This window comes from Actinoplanes sp. NPDC049681 (assembly GCF_044465265.1).
Taxonomy (GTDB): Bacteria; Actinomycetota; Actinomycetes; order Mycobacteriales; family Micromonosporaceae; genus Actinoplanes.
In genome coordinates this window covers 213,545-231,366 of record NZ_JBITLP010000006.1, presented here as the reverse complement: position 1 = coordinate 231,366, position 17,822 = coordinate 213,545, and the positions used below count along the sequence as shown (strand labels likewise).

General features: G+C 71.1%; 15 protein-coding genes. 9 read left to right on the top strand and 6 right to left on the bottom strand.

Annotated features, from left to right (window positions below):
* Window positions 1–5 precede the first annotated feature (5 nt).
* Entirely contained in the window at window positions 6–590 is a 585-nt protein-coding gene (locus tag ACIBO8_RS22940) for a TetR/AcrR family transcriptional regulator (protein WP_396117318.1), read from the top strand.
* Between the two features lie 20 nt (window positions 591–610).
* On the opposite strand, the gene ACIBO8_RS22935 is transcribed toward ACIBO8_RS22940, so the two are convergent.
* On the bottom strand, window positions 611–1,138 hold the full coding sequence (locus ACIBO8_RS22935) for an ArsR family transcriptional regulator (protein WP_396117317.1): 528 nt from the start codon (window positions 1,136–1,138) through the stop codon (window positions 611–613).
* Window positions 1,090–1,761 carry a DUF998 domain-containing protein gene (locus ACIBO8_RS22930; RefSeq protein ID WP_396117316.1) on the bottom strand — a complete coding sequence of 224 codons (672 nt, stop codon included), beginning with the start codon at window positions 1,759–1,761 and terminating at the stop codon, window positions 1,090–1,092. Before ACIBO8_RS22930 ends, ACIBO8_RS22935 begins: the two co-directional genes overlap by 49 nt.
* A 46-nt stretch (window positions 1,762–1,807) precedes the next feature.
* On the opposite strand from ACIBO8_RS22930, the gene ACIBO8_RS22925 reads away from it, so the two are divergent.
* On the top strand, window positions 1,808–2,662 hold the full coding sequence (locus tag ACIBO8_RS22925) for an SDR family NAD(P)-dependent oxidoreductase (protein WP_396117733.1): 855 nt from the start codon (window positions 1,808–1,810) through the stop codon (window positions 2,660–2,662).
* On the opposite strand, the gene ACIBO8_RS22920 is transcribed toward ACIBO8_RS22925, so the two are convergent.
* Window positions 2,620–3,018: a MerR family transcriptional regulator gene (locus ACIBO8_RS22920; protein ID WP_396117315.1), complete on the bottom strand. Its 399-nt coding sequence runs from the start codon at window positions 3,016–3,018 to the stop codon at window positions 2,620–2,622. The two genes, ACIBO8_RS22925 and ACIBO8_RS22920, sit on opposite strands and share 43 nt — an antisense overlap.
* 672 nt (window positions 3,019–3,690) lie before the next feature.
* Between ACIBO8_RS22920 and ACIBO8_RS22915 the strand changes: the two genes are divergently transcribed.
* The 4 genes from ACIBO8_RS22915 (at window position 3,691) to ACIBO8_RS22900 (ending at window position 8,813) form a co-directional block, all read left to right on the top strand.
* Window positions 3,691–5,220 carry an amino acid permease gene (locus ACIBO8_RS22915; protein ID WP_396117314.1) on the top strand — a complete coding sequence of 510 codons (1,530 nt, stop codon included), beginning with the start codon at window positions 3,691–3,693 and terminating at the stop codon, window positions 5,218–5,220.
* Window positions 5,221–5,292: 72 nt separating this feature from the next.
* On the top strand, window positions 5,293–6,639 hold the full coding sequence (locus tag ACIBO8_RS22910; RefSeq protein WP_396117313.1) for a glutamine synthetase family protein: 1,347 nt from the start codon (window positions 5,293–5,295) through the stop codon (window positions 6,637–6,639).
* A gap of 36 nt (window positions 6,640–6,675) precedes the next feature.
* Entirely contained in the window at window positions 6,676–8,037 is a 1,362-nt protein-coding gene (locus ACIBO8_RS22905; RefSeq protein ID WP_396117312.1) for an aldehyde dehydrogenase family protein, read from the top strand.
* 11 nt (window positions 8,038–8,048) lie between these two features.
* On the top strand, window positions 8,049–8,813 hold the full coding sequence (locus ACIBO8_RS22900) for a 3-oxoacyl-ACP reductase (protein WP_396117311.1): 765 nt from the start codon (window positions 8,049–8,051) through the stop codon (window positions 8,811–8,813).
* 163 nt (window positions 8,814–8,976) lie between these two features.
* Here the strand turns inward: ACIBO8_RS22900 and ACIBO8_RS22895 are convergent, their stop codons facing one another.
* Complete coding sequence (locus ACIBO8_RS22895) at window positions 8,977–10,044, bottom strand: methyl-accepting chemotaxis protein (protein ID WP_396117310.1); 1,068 nt, start codon at window positions 10,042–10,044, stop codon at window positions 8,977–8,979.
* 1,396 nt (window positions 10,045–11,440) lie between these two features.
* On the opposite strand from ACIBO8_RS22895, the gene ACIBO8_RS22890 reads away from it, so the two are divergent.
* The gene (locus ACIBO8_RS22890; RefSeq protein WP_396117308.1) at window positions 11,441–12,142 is read left to right on the top strand and encodes a gamma-glutamyl-gamma-aminobutyrate hydrolase family protein; all 702 of its coding nucleotides are present in this window, start codon (window positions 11,441–11,443) and stop codon (window positions 12,140–12,142) included.
* 347 nt (window positions 12,143–12,489) lie between these two features.
* Complete coding sequence (locus ACIBO8_RS22885; protein WP_396117307.1) at window positions 12,490–13,239, top strand: gamma-glutamyl-gamma-aminobutyrate hydrolase family protein; 750 nt, start codon at window positions 12,490–12,492, stop codon at window positions 13,237–13,239.
* Between the two features lie 6 nt (window positions 13,240–13,245).
* On the opposite strand, the gene ACIBO8_RS22880 is transcribed toward ACIBO8_RS22885, so the two are convergent.
* Window positions 13,246–13,800 (bottom strand): HD domain-containing protein, encoded by a 555-nt coding sequence (locus tag ACIBO8_RS22880; RefSeq protein WP_396117306.1) that lies wholly within the window; start codon window positions 13,798–13,800, stop codon window positions 13,246–13,248.
* Window positions 13,801–13,862: 62 nt separating this feature from the next.
* Here ACIBO8_RS22880 and ACIBO8_RS22875 point away from each other — a divergent pair, with 62 nt between their 5' ends.
* On the top strand, window positions 13,863–17,498 hold the full coding sequence (locus ACIBO8_RS22875) for a SpoIIE family protein phosphatase (protein WP_396117305.1): 3,636 nt from the start codon (window positions 13,863–13,865) through the stop codon (window positions 17,496–17,498).
* On the opposite strand, the gene ACIBO8_RS22870 is transcribed toward ACIBO8_RS22875, so the two are convergent.
* Window positions 17,485–17,802 carry an STAS domain-containing protein gene (locus tag ACIBO8_RS22870; RefSeq protein WP_396117304.1) on the bottom strand — a complete coding sequence of 106 codons (318 nt, stop codon included), beginning with the start codon at window positions 17,800–17,802 and terminating at the stop codon, window positions 17,485–17,487. The two genes, ACIBO8_RS22875 and ACIBO8_RS22870, sit on opposite strands and share 14 nt — an antisense overlap.
* Between the last annotated feature and the right edge of the window lie 20 nt (window positions 17,803–17,822).

Below are 17,822 nucleotides of genomic sequence, written 5' to 3'. Positions count from 1 at the left end.
GAACTGTGGACGGTAGGACCCGCAGGCGCGAGGACACCCGTCAGCGCCTGTACGAGGCGGCGGTGGAGCTGATCGCCGAGCAGGGCTTCTCCGCGACGACGGTGGACGACATCGCGCTGCGGGCCAAGGTCGCCAAGGGCACGGTCTACTACAACTTCGCCTCCAAGACGGCGTTGTTCGAGGAGCTGCTCCGGCACGGCATCGGCCTGCTCACCGACGAGTTCCGGGCGGCGGTGGAGGGACTGCCGCCCCGGGACGCGGTGGCGGCGCTGGTGCGGGCGCAGCTGGAATACATCCGGCGTTACCGGGCCTTCGCGCAGCTCCTGCTCTCCGAGATGTGGCGGACGAACCGGGAGTGGCAGCAGACGCTCGTGCTGCTGCGCGAGCAGGCGATCGGGGTGATCGCCGAGACGATGCAGGCCGGGGTGGACACCGGGGACCTGCCGGCGGACCTGGACGTGCGGGTCGCGGCGTCGGCGCTGTTCGGCATCGGGCTGGTGGTGGCGGTGGACTGGCTGGTCTTCCAGCCGGAACGCCCCATCGAGGACGTCGAGCAGTCGCTGCTGTCCATCGTCCGGCGCGTCGCCTGACGTCCGCCCGGGGCCGCACGTCATCGCTTGGCTCCGGAGAGGACGACCAGCAGCGGCACCACGCGGTCTCCGGGCACGGCGTACTGCCCGCGCGCCGAGGAGTGGAGCCAGCCGGCGCCGACGAGCTGGCGCAGATGGTGATAGAGCTGGCCGGTGGTGCCGAGCGCTTCGTCGGCGGCGAGCTCCGTGGCCGTACGGGTGCCGGCGAGCACGCGGCGCAGCAGCAGCAGCCGGACCGGATGGCCGAGGGCGCCCAGCGCTCCAGCCCAGTCCGACCAGTCCGCCTCGAACATGTCGTCGACGGCGGTGCCGTATTGCCACTCGTAGTGTTCGCCGGTCGGCAGGTTGACCGCGCCGGTGAAGAGGACCGCGCCGGCGTTGTCGTCGCCGATCCGCTCGCGGAGCCCCTCCAGCGCCCAGAAGACGTCCGGGGGCTTCCGGCGGGCGGGCGCCGGTTCGCCGTCCGCGAACCTGCTGATCAGCTCGGCGAAGCGACGTTCTAGCTCCGAGACCCGGTGCTCGAGCGGGTCGGGAGGGGAGGCTTCCATGGCTCCACTTTTACGGAATTACGTAATAGCGTCAAGAGGGCCGTTCCCGTCAGCCAGCTCACCGCGACCGTCAGCAAGATGCGCTCCAAGATCGCACCGAGCGGACCCCGGCCTGCGAAGAGCATGGTCAGGCCCAGCGCCCCGCCCAGGGGGACCGTCAGCGCCACCGAAGCCGCCGCGAGCCGTCGCATCGCTGGTCGGTAACCCGATGAACAGGCCAGAAGTGTCATGGCGGCGGTCAGCGCGACCATTCCGAGGATGCTGGCAGTGGTGTGAAGGAGGTCACTCCAGGTAGTCGGCTCGAAGGGCGGCAGCGGACACCGATCGGTGCACGGCACGGCTCCCGAGGTGCCGGCGAGAAGGGCGGCGCTGCCGAGCAGCGCGGCGAGCAAGGGAGAGGCCGGACGCAGCGCCAGTCCGAGCAGTGCCACTCCGGCCGCGAGCAGGATCAGACCCGATCGGTACGCGGTCGCCCACGGCGCCGCGGCGGTGCCCGCCTCACTCACGTACCCCTGCAACCACGAACCGGGGGTGACGACCAGCGCGATCAGCATGATCAGCGCGCCCGCCGGGATGGCGAAGCCGGCGGCTGCTCCGCGGGCGCGGGCGGCGTCGGGTCTCATGAGCCCAAGCTAGCCGTCGTGATCGAATGGGCCGATGGCGCGCACGGTGGTGATCACGGGAGCCAGCTCGGGCATCGGCCTGGCCGCGGCGGTGGAACTGGCCCGTCGCGGCGACGACCTGGTGCTTCTGGGGCGGGATCCGGGACGCCTGCAGCGTGCCGTGCAGGCGGTGCGCGAGGTCGGTGGGTCCTCGCCAGCGGCCTACCGGGCCGATTTCGCCGTGCTGGACGAGGTGCGCGAGGTGGGCGCCAAGATCGCTGCGGATCGCGAGCGGATCCATGTGCTCGTCAACAATGCGGGGCAGCTCGCATCCGTACGCCGGCTCACCGTCGACGGGTTCGATCCCACCATGCAGACCAACCACCTGGCCGGCTTTCTGCTGACCCACCTGCTGTTGGACCGTCTGAGGGCGGCGGCCGGCGCCGAGGGGCCGGCCCGGGTGATCACGACCGGCTCCGCGGCCGAGGCGTGGGGCACGCTGGACGTGCGGCGTCCCGGTCGGCGCCAATTCAGCAGATGGCTCGCGTACGGTGCCAGCAAGCAGGCGAACCTCCTCTTCACGGTGGAGGCGGCGCGGCGCTGGTCGACGTACCGAATAGTGCCGACCTGTTTCTTCCCGGGCCTGATCCGGAGCCGCTTCGGCCGGCGCAGTCCGGTGTTCTCCCTGGCCGGCCTGGTGCCGGTGCTGTTCCGGACTCCGGCGGAGGGCGCCGGCACGCTGGTCTGGCTCGCGCGAGAGCCGCGCGGGCTGGTGCCCGGCGGCTACTTCGCGTGGCAGCGGCCGTTCGTGGCCACGGGCCGCTCCACCAGCGCGGAGCGGGCCCGGTTGCTGTGGGAATCGAGTCTGGCCGCCGTGCGCTACGGCGCCGAGGGGGAGCGGTCGGTGCGGGGAGTCGGGTAGTACTTCGTCGTAGCGATGTCGGGGTGCGTCTGGGTGGGGAGATCCACGTCGTCCTCCGCGGTGAGGGTGCCGCCGAGCTCGATGATGCGGCGGTGTGCGGCCGCGAGGCGGTCCTCGAGGGTGACGATGCGGCAGGCGGCCGCCAGCAGGATGCCCTCGTCGAGCAGCTGACGAACGCGCCCGGCCAGCTGGAGCTGGTGCCGGGAGTAGCGGCGGTGGCCGCCCAGGGAGCGTTCCGGCGCGAGCAGGCCGGCCGCTCCCAGGCTGCGCAGGAAGGCAGGGGTCACACCGATCATCTCGGCGGCCCGGCCCATGGTGTACGCCGGGAAGTCGGCGTCGTCGAACGCGGAGCTCATGCTTCCTTTCTTCGCGAGCACAGTCCAGGGCCCCGGCGGGTTACCGGGGCCCTGGATGTTCAATTCTGCTGCCGACCGTCGTCGGCTAGGCCGGTCCGCTTGCGTGCCGCTAGCGGGCCGCCTGAGTGATGGGCATCGGCTGCGATCACCTCTTGTCGATTCGGGGACGTGGCGATTACGCGTTGCTGCGGTATCTCGTCCTCCTTAACCAACAGGTTCTGTGCCAGTTGCGTGCCGGCTGTGCGTCGCCGACTCCACCGATGTTAGGCCGATCGCGTGTCAATTTCTAGACTCGCCGCTGTAGATTTTCGTGTGTCGGCGAAGTAGAGGCGGCGGCGCGGGGCGGGCGCGTGGCACAGCGGGAGCCGTGTCGAGAGAGAGGTGACCGCGCCCCGCGCCGCCGCGGGTGGGGGAGCTGCTTCGCAGAGCGCTCCCAGGTGTTCGCGATGCCTGCCGAGGGCTCGCGCGCCGGATGCGGCGTCAGAACACCGGCAGGGCCGCGCGTGTTCGCCACGCGTGCGTTTGCCCTGACATGCGTACGAGTGTGCGGCCTGCGATTCGCGCCCGGCAACGCAATTAACCCCGCTCATTGACGGGTGTCACGCCGTGGGTAGATCATCACCGAACGGCAGTGGCCCAGGTCACAGCCGCCCCTCGGTCTAGGGAGCCTGCATGAGCGCTGACCCTGTCCCCAGCACCGACGAAGAACGGCTTGCCCAGCTCGGCTACCAGCAGGAACTGCACCGCCGACTGTCCGGCTTCTCGAACTTCGCGGTCTCCTTCTCCATCATCTCGATCCTGGCCGGCGCGATCACCTCGTACGGGATCGCCATGACCGCCGGCGGACCGCTCGCCATCACCCTCGGCTGGCTCTTCGTCGGCGTCATGGTCACCTTCGTGGCCCTGGCGATGGCGGAGGTCTGCTCCGCCTATCCGACCGCCGGCGCGCTGTACTGGTGGGCCGCCGCCCTCGCCAGACGCAACAAGGCGGCGTGGGCATGGTTCGTCGGCTGGTTCAACTTCCTCGGCGAGGTCGCCGTCACCGCGGCGATCGACTTCGGTGCGGCGATCACGACCTCGGCGTTCCTGGGCCTCGCCTTCGACATGGAGGTCACCGCCGGGCGGACGTTCCTGATCTTCCTGGTGATCATCGTCGTGCACGGCCTGCTGAACACGTTCGGCGTGAACCTCGTACGGTTGCTCTCCGACGTCAGCGCATGGTGGCACCTGATCGGCGTCGCGGTCATCGTGGTGCTGCTGGCCGCCATCCCCGACAACCACAAGCCGATCTCCGAGGTCTTCTTCGAGGTTCGCAACGAGACGGGCTTCACGTTCGCCGGCGCGGGCGCCTACGCCGTCCTGATCGGCCTGTTGATGGCGCAGTACACGTACACGGGATACGACGCTTCGGCGCACGTGGCCGAGGAGACCCACGACGCGTCCCGCGCCGCTCCCCGCGGCATCGTGATGTCCGTGGTGGTCTCGGTGATCGCCGGCTTCGTGCTGCTCTTCGCGATCACGTGGTCGATCCAGGACTACGGCGCCGAGCTGAAGACCCCGCTCGCGCTGCCGCCGGCGCAGATCTTCATCGACGCCGTCGGCCACGACCTCGGCACGTTCCTGCTGTTCATCTGCATGGTGGCGCAGTGGTTCTGCGGCATGGCCTCCGTCACCGCCAACTCCCGGATGGCGTTCGCCTTCGCCCGCGACGGCGCGCTGCCCGGATCCCGGCTGTGGAAACAGGTCAATCCCCGCACGGGTACGCCCACGAACTCCATCTGGCTGTGCGTGGCGATCAGCACGCTGCTGGTGCTCCCGTCGCTGTGGAACACGACCGCGTACCTCGCGGCGACGTCCATCGCGGTCATCGGGCTCTACATCGCGTACGTGGGTCCTGTGCTGCTGCGCCGGCTGAGCCCCGAGTTCGAGCCGGGGCCGTGGAACCTCGGCCGGTGGAGCGCCCCGATCGGCTGGATCGCCATCATCTGGGTCGCGGTGATCTGCGTGCTGTTCATCCTGCCGACGGCCAGCCCGATCACGGCCAAGACGTTCAACTACACGATCGTCGCCGTGGCGGTCGTCGTCGGCGCGGCCGCCGTCTGGTGGATCGTGAGCGCGAAGAACTGGTTCACCGGACCGAAGCAGAATCTCATCGAGAAGGCCGCGCACGGCGAGCAGACCATCCCCACCCCACCGGAATGATCGTGAGCCGGGGGCCGGGCATTTCGCCCGGCCCCCGCGATTTTGTCGGCCCCATGCGATAGGACTGCACTCATGGATCTCGAGGACCTCGACGTCGCCGTCACCAACGGCAGCATCGACACCGTGCTGCTGGCCCTGACCGACATGCAGGGCCGCCTGCAGGGCAAACGGCTCCACGGCCGCTACTTCATGGACGAGGTGGTCGCCGGCGGCAGCGAGGGCTGCAACTACCTGCTCGCCGTCGACGTGGACATGAACACCGTCGACGGGTACGCGATGTCCTCGTGGAACAGCGGCTACGGCGACTTCGTGATGAAGCCCGACTTCTCCACCCTGCGGCCGGTGCCGTGGCAGCCCGGCACCGCCATGGTCCTCGCCGACCTCGAGACCACCGACGGCCACCCCGTGTACGCGTCACCGCGCCAGATCCTGCGCCGGCAGCTCGATCGGCTCGCCGCTCACGGGCTGAAGGCGTACGCGGGAACGGAACTGGAGTTCGTCCTCTACAAGGACACCTACGAGCAGGCCTTCGCGAAGAACTACCGCGGCCTGATCCCCGCCAACCAGTACAACGTGGACTACTCCCTGCTGGGTACCGCCCGCGTCGAGCCGCTGCTGCGCCGCATCCGCAACGAGATGGCCGGCGCCGGGCTGGTGCCGGAAAGCGCCAAGGGCGAGTGCAACTTCGGCCAGCACGAGATCGCATTCCGGTACGCCGACGCGCTCACCTGCGCCGACCATCACGTGATCTACAAGAACGGCGCCAAGGAGATCGCGTCGCAGCAGGGCATGGCGCTCACCTTCATGGCGAAGCCCAACGAGCGCGAGGGCAACTCCTGTCACATCCACTTCTCGCTGCGCGGCGAGGACGGGCGCTCGGCGATGCTCGGCGACGGGCCGGCCCACCTGTCGATCACGGGACAGCGGGTGCTCGCCGGGCTGCTCGCCACCATGCGCGAGTTCAGCCTGCTCTTCGCGCCGAACATCAACTCGTACAAGCGCTATCAGCCCGGCTCCTTCGCGCCCACGGCGCTGCGCTGGGGCGTGGACAACCGTACGTGCGCGTTGCGGATAGCCGGCCACGGCGAGGGCATGCGGGTGGAGAACCGGGTGCCGGGCGGGGACGTCAACCCGTACCTGGCGATCGCCGCGCTGATCGCCGGGGCGCTGCACGGGATCGAGAACGAGCTGACGCTGGAGGACGAGTTTCAGGGCAACGCGTACGACGACAGCAGCGCGCCCCGGGTGCCGTCGACGCTGAGGGACGCGCTGGAGCTGTGGGAGCACGGGCCGATCGGGGCGGCGGCGTTCGGGGAGGACGTCGTGGCGCACTACGCGAACATGGCCCGGGTGGAACTGGCGGCATACGACGCCGCGGTGACCGACTGGGAGCTACGCCGTGGCTTCGAGCGGATGTGAGCGCACGGCGTGTGATCATCCTGGGGGAGGTGGGGCGTGGACAGCACTGAGGTGATCAATCCGGCGACCGGGGGTGTGCTGGGCGCCGTACCGTCATCGGGGTTGGCCGAAACCGATGCCGCGATCGAGCGGGCGCAGCGAGCATTCGTGTCGTGGCGTGAGGTGGCGCCCGGGGACCGGGCGCGGTTGCTGCGACGCTTCGCCGCCGTGGTCGACGACCATCTGGAGGAGCTCGCCGAGCTCGAGGTCCGCAACGCCGGGCACACCATCGGCAACGCGCGCTGGGAGGCGGGCAACGTCCGGGACGTGCTCGACTACTACGCGGGTGCCCCGGAGCGGCTGGCCGGACGGCAGATCCCGGTGCCGGGCGGCATCGACCTCACCTTCCACGAGCCGCTCGGGGTGGTCGGCATCATCGTGCCGTGGAACTTCCCCATGCCGATCGCCGGATGGGGGTTCGCGCCGGCGCTCGCAGCGGGCAACACCGTGGTGCTCAAGCCGGCCGAGCTGACCCCCATGACCGCGATCCGGCTCGGCGAGCTGGCGCTGGAGGCCGGCCTGCCCGAGCACGTGTTCACGGTGCTGCCGGGCAAGGGGAGCGTCGTCGGGCAGCGGTTCGTGACGCACCCGGCGGTCCGCAAGGTGTGCTTCACCGGCTCCACCGAGGTCGGGAAGTCGATCATGGCAGGCTGCGCCGACCAGGTGAAACGGGTGACCCTCGAGCTGGGCGGCAAGAGCGCCAACATCGTCTTCGCCGACGCCGACCTGGAGCGTGCCGCGGCGGCCGCACCGGGCGGAGTGTTCGACAACGCCGGGCAGGACTGCTGCGCGCGGTCCCGGCTCCTCGTGCAGGAGTCGGTGTACGAGCGCTTCCTGGCGCTGCTCGAACCGGCCGTCAAGGCGTTCCGGGTCCAGGACCCGAGCCTGGACACCGCGCAGATGGGCCCGCTGATCTCCGCCGCGCACCGGGACACGGTCGCGTCCTACACCGGCGAGGCCGAGGTCGCGTTCACCGGCGACGCGCCCGCGGGCGACGGCTGGTGGTTCCCGCCGACGGTGCTGCTCGCCCGCTCCTCCAGCGACCGGCACTGGCGCGAGGAGGTCTTCGGGCCGGTGCTGTCCGTGATGCCGTTCCACGACGAGGCCGAGGCGATCGAGCTTGCCAACGACACCGAGTACGGCCTCTCCGGCTCGATCTGGACCCGCGACCTCGGCCGGGCGTTGCGGATGTCGCGGGCCGTGGAGACCGGCAACCTGAGCGTCAACTCGCACTCCTCGGTGCGCTACTGGACGCCGTTCGGTGGGATGAAGCAGTCCGGGCTGGGCCGCGAGCTGGGGCCCGACGCGCTGCTCAGCTTCACCGACGTCAAGAACGTGTTCATCGCGACGGACAGCTGAGAGGGCCGGCAGTGGAGCGTTTGCAGGATCGGGTCGCCGTCATCACCGGGGCCGGCAGCGGCATCGGGCTGGCGACCGCCCGGCGGTTCGCCGCCGAAGGAGCCAAGGTCGTCTGCGCCGACATCTCGTCGGATGCGGGCAAGGCCGCCGCGGACGAGGTGAGCGGCGAGTTCGTCGCCTGCGACGTCAGCGACGAGGAGTCCGTACGCGCCCTCTTCGACGGGGTGGCCGAGCGGCACGGCCGGGTGGACATCGCCTTCAACAACGCGGGCATCTCCCCGCCGGACGACGACTCCATCCTCGTCACCGGCCTCGACGCCTGGGAACGGGTGCTCAAGGTCAACACCACCAGCGTGTTCTTCTGCTGCAAGTACGCGATCCCGCACATGCAACGCCAGGGCAAGGGCTCGATCATCAACACCGCGTCGTTCGTCGCGCTGTTGGGGGCGGCGACGTCGCAGATCGCGTACACGGCGAGCAAGGGCGGGGTGCTCGCGATGACGCGGGAACTCGGCGTGCAGTTCGCGCGTGAGGGCATCCGCATCAACGCCCTTTGTCCCGGGCCGGTCGCCACGCCGTTGCTGATGGAGCTGTTCGCCAAGGACCCGGAGCGGGCGGCGCGGCGGCTGGTGCACGTACCGATGGGCCGATTCGCGGAACCGGAGGAGATCGCGGCTGCGGTCGCCTTCCTGGCCAGCGATGACGCGTCGTTCATGACGGCCGCGCAGTTCGTCGTGGATGGGGGCATCACGGGGGCATATGTGACGCCGCTGTAGGGGTTTGGGCCCGGCCGCGACTCCGGCTCGACCGCGGCTTTCGCCGGGCTGGGCCCGGCCAGCCTTGACCGGCTCGGGCCCGCGCGGCCCGGCTCGGCGCGGTGTGGTGCCCTGCTGAGCGGGGCGGCTGCCGCCGCCTCGCCGCCGCCGTCTACCCCGGTGGTCAGACCAGCTCGCGGAGGCGCTGGGCCTTCTCCGAGAGCAGCGACACCGCGGTCTTGAGGTCCTCCACCGCGCTCGCCGAGGAGTGGGCCGCCTGGGCCACCGCCGACACGCTGGAGCTGATCTCCGATGCGGTTGCGCTCTGCTCCTCGACCGCGCTGGCGATGCTGCTCTGTTCGCCCTCGATCTGGCCGATGAGCCGGACGATCTCCTCGATCGAGCCGGCCGCGCCGACGCTGTCGGACTGGATGGCGTCGATCATCTGGGCGATCTGGCCGGTGGCATCGCTGGTGCGCTGGGCGAGGTCCTTCACCTCGCCCGCGACGACGGCGAAGCCCTTGCCCGCCTCGCCCGCGCGGGCCGCCTCGATCGTGGCGTTCAGCGCCAGGAGGTTCGTCTGCTCCGCGATCGACTTGATCAGCTCACCGACCGCGCCGATCTGGGTGCTGGACTCGCCCAGTTCGGTGATGCGCTCGTTGGCGGTGCCGGCGGACAGGACAGCCGTGCCGGTGTTGTTCGCCGCCGTGGACGTACTCGAGGAGATGTCACGGATGCTCGCGGTCAGCTGCTCGGTGCCGCTGGCCACCGCCTCGGCGCGGGCGGACACCTCGTCGGTGTCCCGGGACAGCCCGGCGATCAGCCGCTCGAAGGACTCGACGGCGCTCGTCAGCTGATGCGCGGTCTCGGTGAGCACCATCCGGCGCTGGTGCTCCGCCGTGATCTCGGACCAGGTCGCCAGGTATCCGGCGTCCAGCTTGTTGATCGTCGCCTGGGCCCAGGAGTCGCGCCCGTCCGCCTGCACGTGAAAAGACTTGGTGTACGGGAACGACTTCGCCTCGAAGATCGCGTCCCGCAGTGCCTTACGCAGCTGGTCGAGCACCGAGTCGTTGAGGTCGCCCGCGACCTTCGCGGCGACCGCCAGCGCGGCCGCGTTGCGGTAAACGATGGTGCCTTCCCGGTCCGTGATGAGCAGGCTGGCCGGCGACTGCGCCACCACCTGCTCCAACCCCATCTCCTCCACGACCTTGTGCAGGCCGGAAGTGCCCGTCCGCCGCCGGAACAGACCCATGGTGCTCCCTCTGCTGTCCGTGTGAACCCCTCATCACTTTTGTCGGCCGCGAACGGGTGTCCCTGAGCCCTGAAATCGCGGCAGATGCGGTGGCGGATCTCTGCCCCGGCCCCCCTGGTGTCGTGCGGCGGGCGGCGTGCCTTGGGTGGCGGGAGGCGGTCAAGGGTTGGCCGGCGGGGGCGGATCGCGGCCGAGGCGGCGGGCGGGGTGGTCGCTTGGCGTCCGGATGGTGGGACTCCGAGTGCGTGGTCCCCTCGGGACGGCGGCGGTTGGTCTGTTCGTGCGCCGTCGTGATCCGTCCGATCCTGGTGTCGGGCCGGGGCTGAGTTGCGGCGGGCATGGCGGCCGGTTGGTAGAACCACGGTCGGCGGATGGCCGGCCGGCGGCGGCCCGGGCTGCGGCGTGGGGTCGGTTCGCGACCCGGCCCGAGGCGGGTGGTCGCTCCTGGCCGGGCGGGCCGGGTCGGTCCGCGACGGGTGGTCGCTCCTGGCCGGGCGGGCCGGGTCGGTCCGCGACGGGTGGTCGCTCTTGGCCGGGCGGGCCGGGTCGGTCCGCGACGGGTGGTCGCTCTTGGCCGGGCGGGCCGGGTCGGTCCGCGACGGGTGGTCGCTCTTGGCCTGCGGGCCGGGCCGGTCCGCGACGGGTAGTGGCTCTTGGCTTGCGGGTCGGGCCGGGTCGGTCCGCGACGGGCGGGCGGTCGACCAGTTGGCGCGCCCGAGGCGCTGACGGATTTGCGACGGATGAATCTGGCTCGTTGATCGGCACATCGTGCTGTGTGGAGTCCCGGAGCCGGTGAACCTGGCACATTCGCACCCGAACGACTTGTTTAGGGGGATCGGGCTGCGGGCACCGATCGATCACGACCTGCTCACGCAGGTCGCAGGGGTCGAGTCCCCGCCGGTGCACGCTTCGATCGCTGTGCCGGTGGGTCGCACGGGCCCGAGCGCGGCGCCGGCCCACCGAGGCGGGCGCCGCGCGCTCGTGCCCGCGGCTCCGGTCCGGCAGTGAAGGCGCCGGTTCACCTGCGGCCAGGCCAAGCCGGCTCCGGCGGCCGGGAGCGGCGGCGGGTCGAGCCGGCTCGGGCGGTCGGGAGCGGCGGCGGGTCGAGCTGGTCCGGGTGGCCGGGAGCGGCGGCGGGTCGAGCTGCTCCGGGTGGCCGGGAGCGACGGGGCCAAGCCGGTTTCGTGCAAGCCCCGGCGCAGCCCGGTTCCGTGCAGCCAAGAAGAAAGCCGGTAACGCGTGGCCCTGGAAAGCCGCTGCCGCGAGGTCGGGACAGAGCCGGTGCCGCGGAGAATGCCGCCTTCCGCGCAGCCGCGGAGAGAGCCGGCCCGGACAAAGCCGCTGCTGGCAGGAAGCACCCACTTGATCCGTACGGGCTGATGGTTAGGTTGGGGTGATGCGTCCCGTCATCGGCATCACCACCTATGTGGAGCCCGCGACCTGGGGAGTCTGGCACGACCTGCCCACCGCCCTCCTCCCGCACGACTACGTCGCCGCAGTGCAGGCGGCCGGGGGGCGTGCCGTGTTGCTGCCGCCCGACGATCTCGATGCCGATGTCGTCCGGGTGCTCGACGGGCTGGTGCTGAGCGGGGGCGCCGATGTCGGGCCCGAGCTGTACGGCTCCGAACCCGGGCCGCTGACCGTCACCCGGCCCGACCGCGACTCCGCCGAGCTGCTCCTCGCCCGCGCCGCTCTCGAGGCCGACCTGCCGATCCTCGGCGTGTGCCGGGGGATGCAGTTGCTGGCCGTCGCTGCCGGGGGGTCCTTGCACCAGCATCTGCCCGATGTGGTCGGGCACGAGGGGCATCGGCCCGCTCCCGCCGTGTACGGGCGGCAGGAGGCCACCTTCGCCCCGGGCAGCCGGATCGCCGCGTTGATGGGTGACGACCGGTTCGTGCAGTGCTACCACCACCAGGGCGTCACCGATGCGGGATCGCTGATGATCAGTGGGCGTACCGATGACGGGACCGTCGAGGCGATCGAGGATCCGGCGCGGGCGTTCGTGCTCGGTGTGCAATGGCATCCGGAAGTCGTACGGGACAAGCGGTTGTTCGGCGCTCTCGTGGGTGCTGCGGCAGTTCGTGACCCGATGGGGTGAACGACGCATTCGCCGGAATTGGTGGGCGGAGTTAACGTTGGAAATGGAGTGGGCGCCGTTGCGGCTTTGCTGACGACGATGTCGAGCCAGGTCCGGCGCCACGACCAAACCGCCTGGCAGGCGGCCCGGGCCCGGGCCGGCCGCGCGGTTTCCCCAGCAATGGAATCGCCGGCGGAAAACGTCGGTGATCAACAGATTGGCGTGCGGCGCCCGGCGGTAAGGAAGTTGCAGGGGCCGCGGAGCCGACGTCGTAATCCCCCCTTTCCCACCCGTGGCCGGGAATCCGGCTAAGGCTTCGCTTCGGCCCGCCGATAGCGGAGACCTGGAGACCGAGAGGATCGCACCCCATGCGCAGGCCCTTGATCGGACTGACCTCGTACGCCCAGCACGTTCGGTACAACGGCAACGACGTCGAGGCCGGAATGCTGCCGATGTCCTACGTCAGGGCTGTGCACGCCACGGGTGGGCGAGCGGTCCTCATCACGCCGGACGATCCCGGCACCGACGTCATCGAGTCGCTCGACGGCCTCGTCTTCGCCGGCGGCGGTGACGTCGATCCGTCGCATTGGGGCGCCGAGCCGCATCCGTCGACCGACACCGATCCCGTCCGGGACCGGTCCGAGCTGATGCTGATGCGGGCCGCGCTCGACGCCGACCTGCCGGTCCTCGGGGTGTGCCGGGGTATGCAGATCATGGCGGTCGCGACCGGGGGTTCCCTGCACCAGCACCTGCCGGACCTGGTCGGCCACGACCGGCACCGCGCGGCCGCCGGCACCGACCCGCTGGCCGCCGACGCCTCGTCGTTCGGGCGGCACGAGGTCGTCCTGCAGCGCGGTTCCCGTGCGATGGGGCTGCTCGGGGCACGGCTCACCGTGAACTCGTTCCACCACCAGGCGGTCGACGACCCCGGCACGTTCACGGTCAGCGGGTGGTGCCCCGACGACCGGATCGTGGAGATCCTCGAGGACCGCGACCGGCATTTCGCTCTCGGGGTGCAATGGCATCCGGAACGTACGGGTGACCTGCGCGTCTTCGCCGCCCTGGTGGAAGCCGCCGCCGGCCGCTCCGACCTCTCCCGGACGACGATGGCGGCCTGAGCGGTCTCAGACCGGGAACGAGGACTGGAAGGCGAGCCGTTCGTCCGCTCCGGCCGCCAGTTCCCGGAGGATGTCGTCGAGCAGGAGCGACGCGTCGCCCAGGAAGCTCGCTACCCGGTTTTCCAGCGGACCGATCCGCACGCCCTTCCACACCTGATCCGCCACGCTCACCAGCAGGTCGTCGAGGCCGCACTCCGGGGCGGTCCAGGAGCCGTGCGTGGCCGCGAACCGGGCCAGGTCGTTCGGCACGCCGTACCGGAGAAGCAGGTCGCGGCCCGCGGCCTCGTGGTGGTGACCGGGCCGCGCGAGCTCGTCCAGGTGGATGATCTTGCCGATGTCGTGGGTCGCGGCGCCGAAGAGGATCGCCGTGGTGTCGAAATCCAGGTCCGGCCGGAGCCGGCCGAGCCGGTCGGTCAGCGTCCAGGCCACGTCGTGGACCGCGCGCAGGTGGGCGCCGAGCCGCGGAGGCGCGCCGAGCTCGCGCAGGAGTTCGTCTGCGGGCGGCGGCAGCGGGAGCAGGGGCGATGCGGTCAGCGCCAGTTCGAGGCCCGGGGTTGTCACGCGGCCAAGGCTAGCTACGGTTACGGTGCAGGTCTCGTTCGATCGGAACCACCGGAGGATGCATGGGCGGCGCCTTGCCGGAGCGGCTCCGGACGGCGTTCGAGCGTGGTGGCGAGATGGGCGGGCGCATGCTCGCCCTCGACGGGACGACGACCCCGCTCGGGCCGCCCGCCGACTGGCCGCCGGAGCTCGGGCACGCCGTTGCCACCATGCTCGCATCGAAGGCGCAGATCGTGCTCTTCTGGGGGCCTGATTACTGCGCTCTCTACAACGACGCGTACATCACCACGATGGGCAGCAAACATCCCGGGCACCTGGGGCGTCCAGGGCGGGAGATGTGGGCCGAGACCTGGTCGGTGCTGCAGGAGCTCTTCGACGGGGTGGCCGCCGCCGACGAGTCGTACTACGCCGCCGATCACCCCTTCATGCTGGAGCGGTACGGGTTCCTCGAGGAGACGTACTTCGACATCTCGTACGACCCGATCCGGCTCGCCGACGGCACGGTGGGCGGCGTGTTCTGCATCGTCAGCGACACCACCCGGCGGGTCCTCGCCGATCGCCGGGTCCGTACCCTCAGCCAGCTCGGCTCCCGGCTGGCCGATTCGCCGGACCAGGCCGCGCTCGGTGTCCAGGTCGCGCAGGTCCTCGGCGAGAACCCGGGCGACGTGCCGTTCGCCGCGTTGTACCTCGACGATCCCGCCGGTGGGGATGCGTTGTCCCTGGCCGCGGTGGCGGGGGTGCCGGAGAGCGGGTGCCTGCCGCTGGCGGGCGAGGCGCTGCGGGTCGTCGAGGAGGTCATGCGGACCGACCGGCCGGCGACCTTGCCCATCGCCGCCGTCACGGCCCGGCCGCCGAAGCCCGCCGCCGACGAGGCGCTTGTGCTGCCCGTGGGCGTGGGGAGCAGCGACGTCGGCGCGCTTGTCGTGGGGGTAAGCCGCAATCTGGCCCTGGACGGCGGCTACCGGGACTTCCTCGACCTGGCCACGTCGCAGATCTCGCGGGCGGTCACGAACCTGCGGACGTACGAGCAGGAAAGGAAGCGGGCCGCGGAGCTGGCCGCGCTGGACGCGGCGAAGACGAACTTCTTCTCCAACGTCAGCCACGAGTTCCGCACGCCGCTGACGTTGATCCTCGGCCCGCTCGAGGACCTGCTCGCGAGCCAGGGGCTCAGCGACGAGCAGCGCGAGCGGCTGATGCCGATGCAACGCAACGGCCTGCGGCTGCTGAAGCTGGTCAACACCGTGCTCGACTTCTCCCGGCTGGAGTCCGGGCGGCTGCGCGCCGCCTACCGGCCGACCGACTTGGCGGACTACACCGCCCGGCTGGCCAGCACCTTCCGCTCCGCGGCCGAGCGGGCCGGGCTGCGCCTGGACGTCGACTGCCCGCCGCTGAGCGCGCCCGTCCACGTCGACCGGGAGATGTGGGAGAAGATCGTTTTCAACCTGCTCTCCAACGCCGTGAAGTTCACGCCGTCGGGCGGCATCACCGTGCGCCTCTTCGAGCGGGACGGTTCCGCGGTCATGGAGGTCGAGGACACGGGCGTCGGCGTCAGCGCCGACGATCAGCACCTGCTCTTCGACCGTTTCCACCGGGTCACCGGTTCCTGGTCCCGCAGCCACGAGGGTACGGGCATCGGCCTGGCCCTGGTGCGCGAGCTGGCCGAGCTGCACGGCGGCACGGCGAGCGCGCGCAGCGAACCCGGCGCCGGGAGCACGTTCACGGTCACCGTACCGCTGGGCACCGGCCACCTGCCCGCCGACCGCATCCTCGACGAGCGCACCGCCGCCGCCGACGACGACCAGGCCCGCCTCTATGTCGAGGAGGCGCACTGGTGGATCGGCGACACCGGCGAGGCGGAGTCCGCGGCGGTTCCCGGCAAGGTCGAGGACGCGCGGCAGGGCCGGGTGCTGCTCGTCGACGACAACGCCGACCTGCGCGACCACGTGGCGCGGTTGCTGCGGCCGTACTGGGAGGTGACCACCGCGGTCGACGGCCTCGACGCCCTGGAACGGGCCCGGCGCGACCCGTTCGACCTCGTGCTCACCGACGTGATGATGCCGCGGCTGGACGGGTTCGGCCTGATCAAGGCGTTACGCGGCGATGAACGTACCCGGGACGTCCCGATCGTGGTGTTGTCCGCCCGCGCCGGCGAGGAATCGTCGGTCGAGGGGCTCGCCGCCGGCGCCGACGACTATCTGGTCAAACCGTTCTCGGCGCGCGACCTCACCGCCCGGGTCCGCGCCAACCTCGAGCTCGGGCAGCTGCGCCGGCAGATCATCAGCCGGCTGCGCGGCCTGGTCGACGCGGCGGCGGCGGTGAATACGGTACGGACCACCGCCGAGGTGCTGAACGTCGCGGCGCGGCACGTGCTCGCGATGACCTCGGCCGGCCGGGTCGTGCTGACCGCACCCGGCGCCCGTGCGGAACTGGACGGCGGGGCGTCGGCCACCGCGGAGCCGGACGAGGTCCTGACGCTGCCCGACACCTCCGGGGGGAGCCTCGGCGAGCTCAAGGTCTGGTCGGGTCCGGACGGCCCGGTCGAGCCGGTGCTGCTCACCCAGCTCGCCCGCCTCATCGGCCTGCGCCTGGAGAACGCGCGGCTCTACGAGGCCGAGCACCGCATCGCGAGCACCCTGCAGCACAGCCTGCTGCCGCAGTCGCTGCCGCGGGTGCCGGGCGCGATCGTGGCGAGCCGCTACCTGCCCGGCAGCAGCGAGGCCGAGGTCGGCGGCGACTGGTACGACGTCATCGCCGCCCCCGGCAACCAGCTGTTCCTGGTCATCGGCGACGTGGTCGGCAAGGGTGTGCAGGCCGCCGCGGGCATGGGACAGCTGCGGAACGCGCTGCGGGCGTACATCCTCGAGGGGTTCGACTGCGGGGAGGCCCTGACCCGCCTGAACCGGCTGGTGGACAACCTCGGCCGGCGGCAGTTCGCGACCGTGGTGTGCGTACGCTTCGATCCCCGCGCCCGGGAGCTGCACTTCTCGGCAGCCGGGCACCCGTCGCCGGTGCACGCCACGCCGGGGGAGGAGGGGGAGTTCCTCTACACCTCGGCGCTGGGGCCCCCGATCGGCGCCGTTCCGGGCTCCGAATATCCGACGCTGCGGGCCGAGCTGCAGCCGGGCGACCGGCTGCTGCTCTACACCGACGGGCTGGTCGAGGACCGGCGGCAGGGCATCGACATCGGCCTCGCCCAGGTGCGCGCCGACCTCGCCAAGCCGGCCGACCACGTCGAGGACCTGCTCGACAACCTGCTGGAGAAGGCCGCCCGGCAGACCCGGCGCGACGACATCGCCCTGCTGGCGCTGCAGGCGACCGAACCGCGGGAGTTCGTCCTGCGGTTGCCCGCCGACCCGACCCGGCTCAGCGTGCTGCGCCGGCGGCTGGAGGACTTCCTGACGGCCAACGGTGTGCCCGAGAACGACATCTTCGACCTGATGGTGGCGGTCTCCGAGGCCGCGGCGAACGCGGTGGAGCACCCGGTCGCCCCGGCTGAGCCGGTGATCACCGTCGAGGTCACGCTGGACGAGGACTCGGTGACCGCCACCGTGCGTGACACGGGCAGCTGGCGCCCGGCCACCGGGACCGGGTTCCGGGGGCGCGGGCTGGCCCTGATCGGCGCCCTGTCGGAGCTGACCGTGGAGCGCTCGGAGACCGGGACGTCGGTGACGCTGCGCCGGCTGCTCAGTCGCTCGTGACCAGCCAGGGCTGGCCGCTGAGCCCGGAGATGTCGAGCACCCGCCGCACCTGCGGCGACGGGATGACCTCGAGGGCCGCGGGATAGCGCTCGGCGAGCCGGATCAGGGTATGGATGGCCGCCGAGTCGAAGAAGGTGACGCCGCGCAGGTCGAGGGTGACCCGGGGGGCGCTCTCGTCCGTCGCCGCGCGGAACATCTCGTCCGCCGTCGACATGTCGACCTCGCCGGTCACCATCACGGTGACGCGGTCGTCTGCCACCGACGTGGTGGCCGAGAAGATGTTCTCGGGGCCGTCTTGATCCACGCTGACACGATTACACAGGG

Bases quoted from the DNA above. Each gene is read 5' to 3' on its own strand.
- ACIBO8_RS22935 (WP_396117317.1), bottom strand. From the start codon at position 1,138: ATGGAAGCCTCCCCTCCCGACCCGCTCGAGCACCGGGTCTCGGAGCTA.
- ACIBO8_RS22930 (WP_396117316.1), bottom strand. From the start codon at position 1,761: ATGAGACCCGACGCCGCCCGCGCCCGCGGAGCAGCCGCCGGCTTCGCC.
- ACIBO8_RS22920 (WP_396117315.1), bottom strand. From the start codon at position 3,018: ATGAGCTCCGCGTTCGACGACGCCGACTTCCCGGCGTACACCATGGGC.
- ACIBO8_RS22915 (WP_396117314.1), top strand. From the start codon at position 3,691: ATGAGCGCTGACCCTGTCCCCAGCACCGACGAAGAACGGCTTGCCCAG.
- ACIBO8_RS22910 (WP_396117313.1), top strand. From the start codon at position 5,293: ATGGATCTCGAGGACCTCGACGTCGCCGTCACCAACGGCAGCATCGAC.
- ACIBO8_RS22895 (WP_396117310.1), bottom strand. From the start codon at position 10,044: ATGGGTCTGTTCCGGCGGCGGACGGGCACTTCCGGCCTGCACAAGGTC.
- ACIBO8_RS22890 (WP_396117308.1), top strand. From the start codon at position 11,441: ATGCGTCCCGTCATCGGCATCACCACCTATGTGGAGCCCGCGACCTGG.
- ACIBO8_RS22885 (WP_396117307.1), top strand. From the start codon at position 12,490: ATGCGCAGGCCCTTGATCGGACTGACCTCGTACGCCCAGCACGTTCGG.
- ACIBO8_RS22875 (WP_396117305.1), top strand. From the start codon at position 13,863: ATGGGCGGCGCCTTGCCGGAGCGGCTCCGGACGGCGTTCGAGCGTGGT.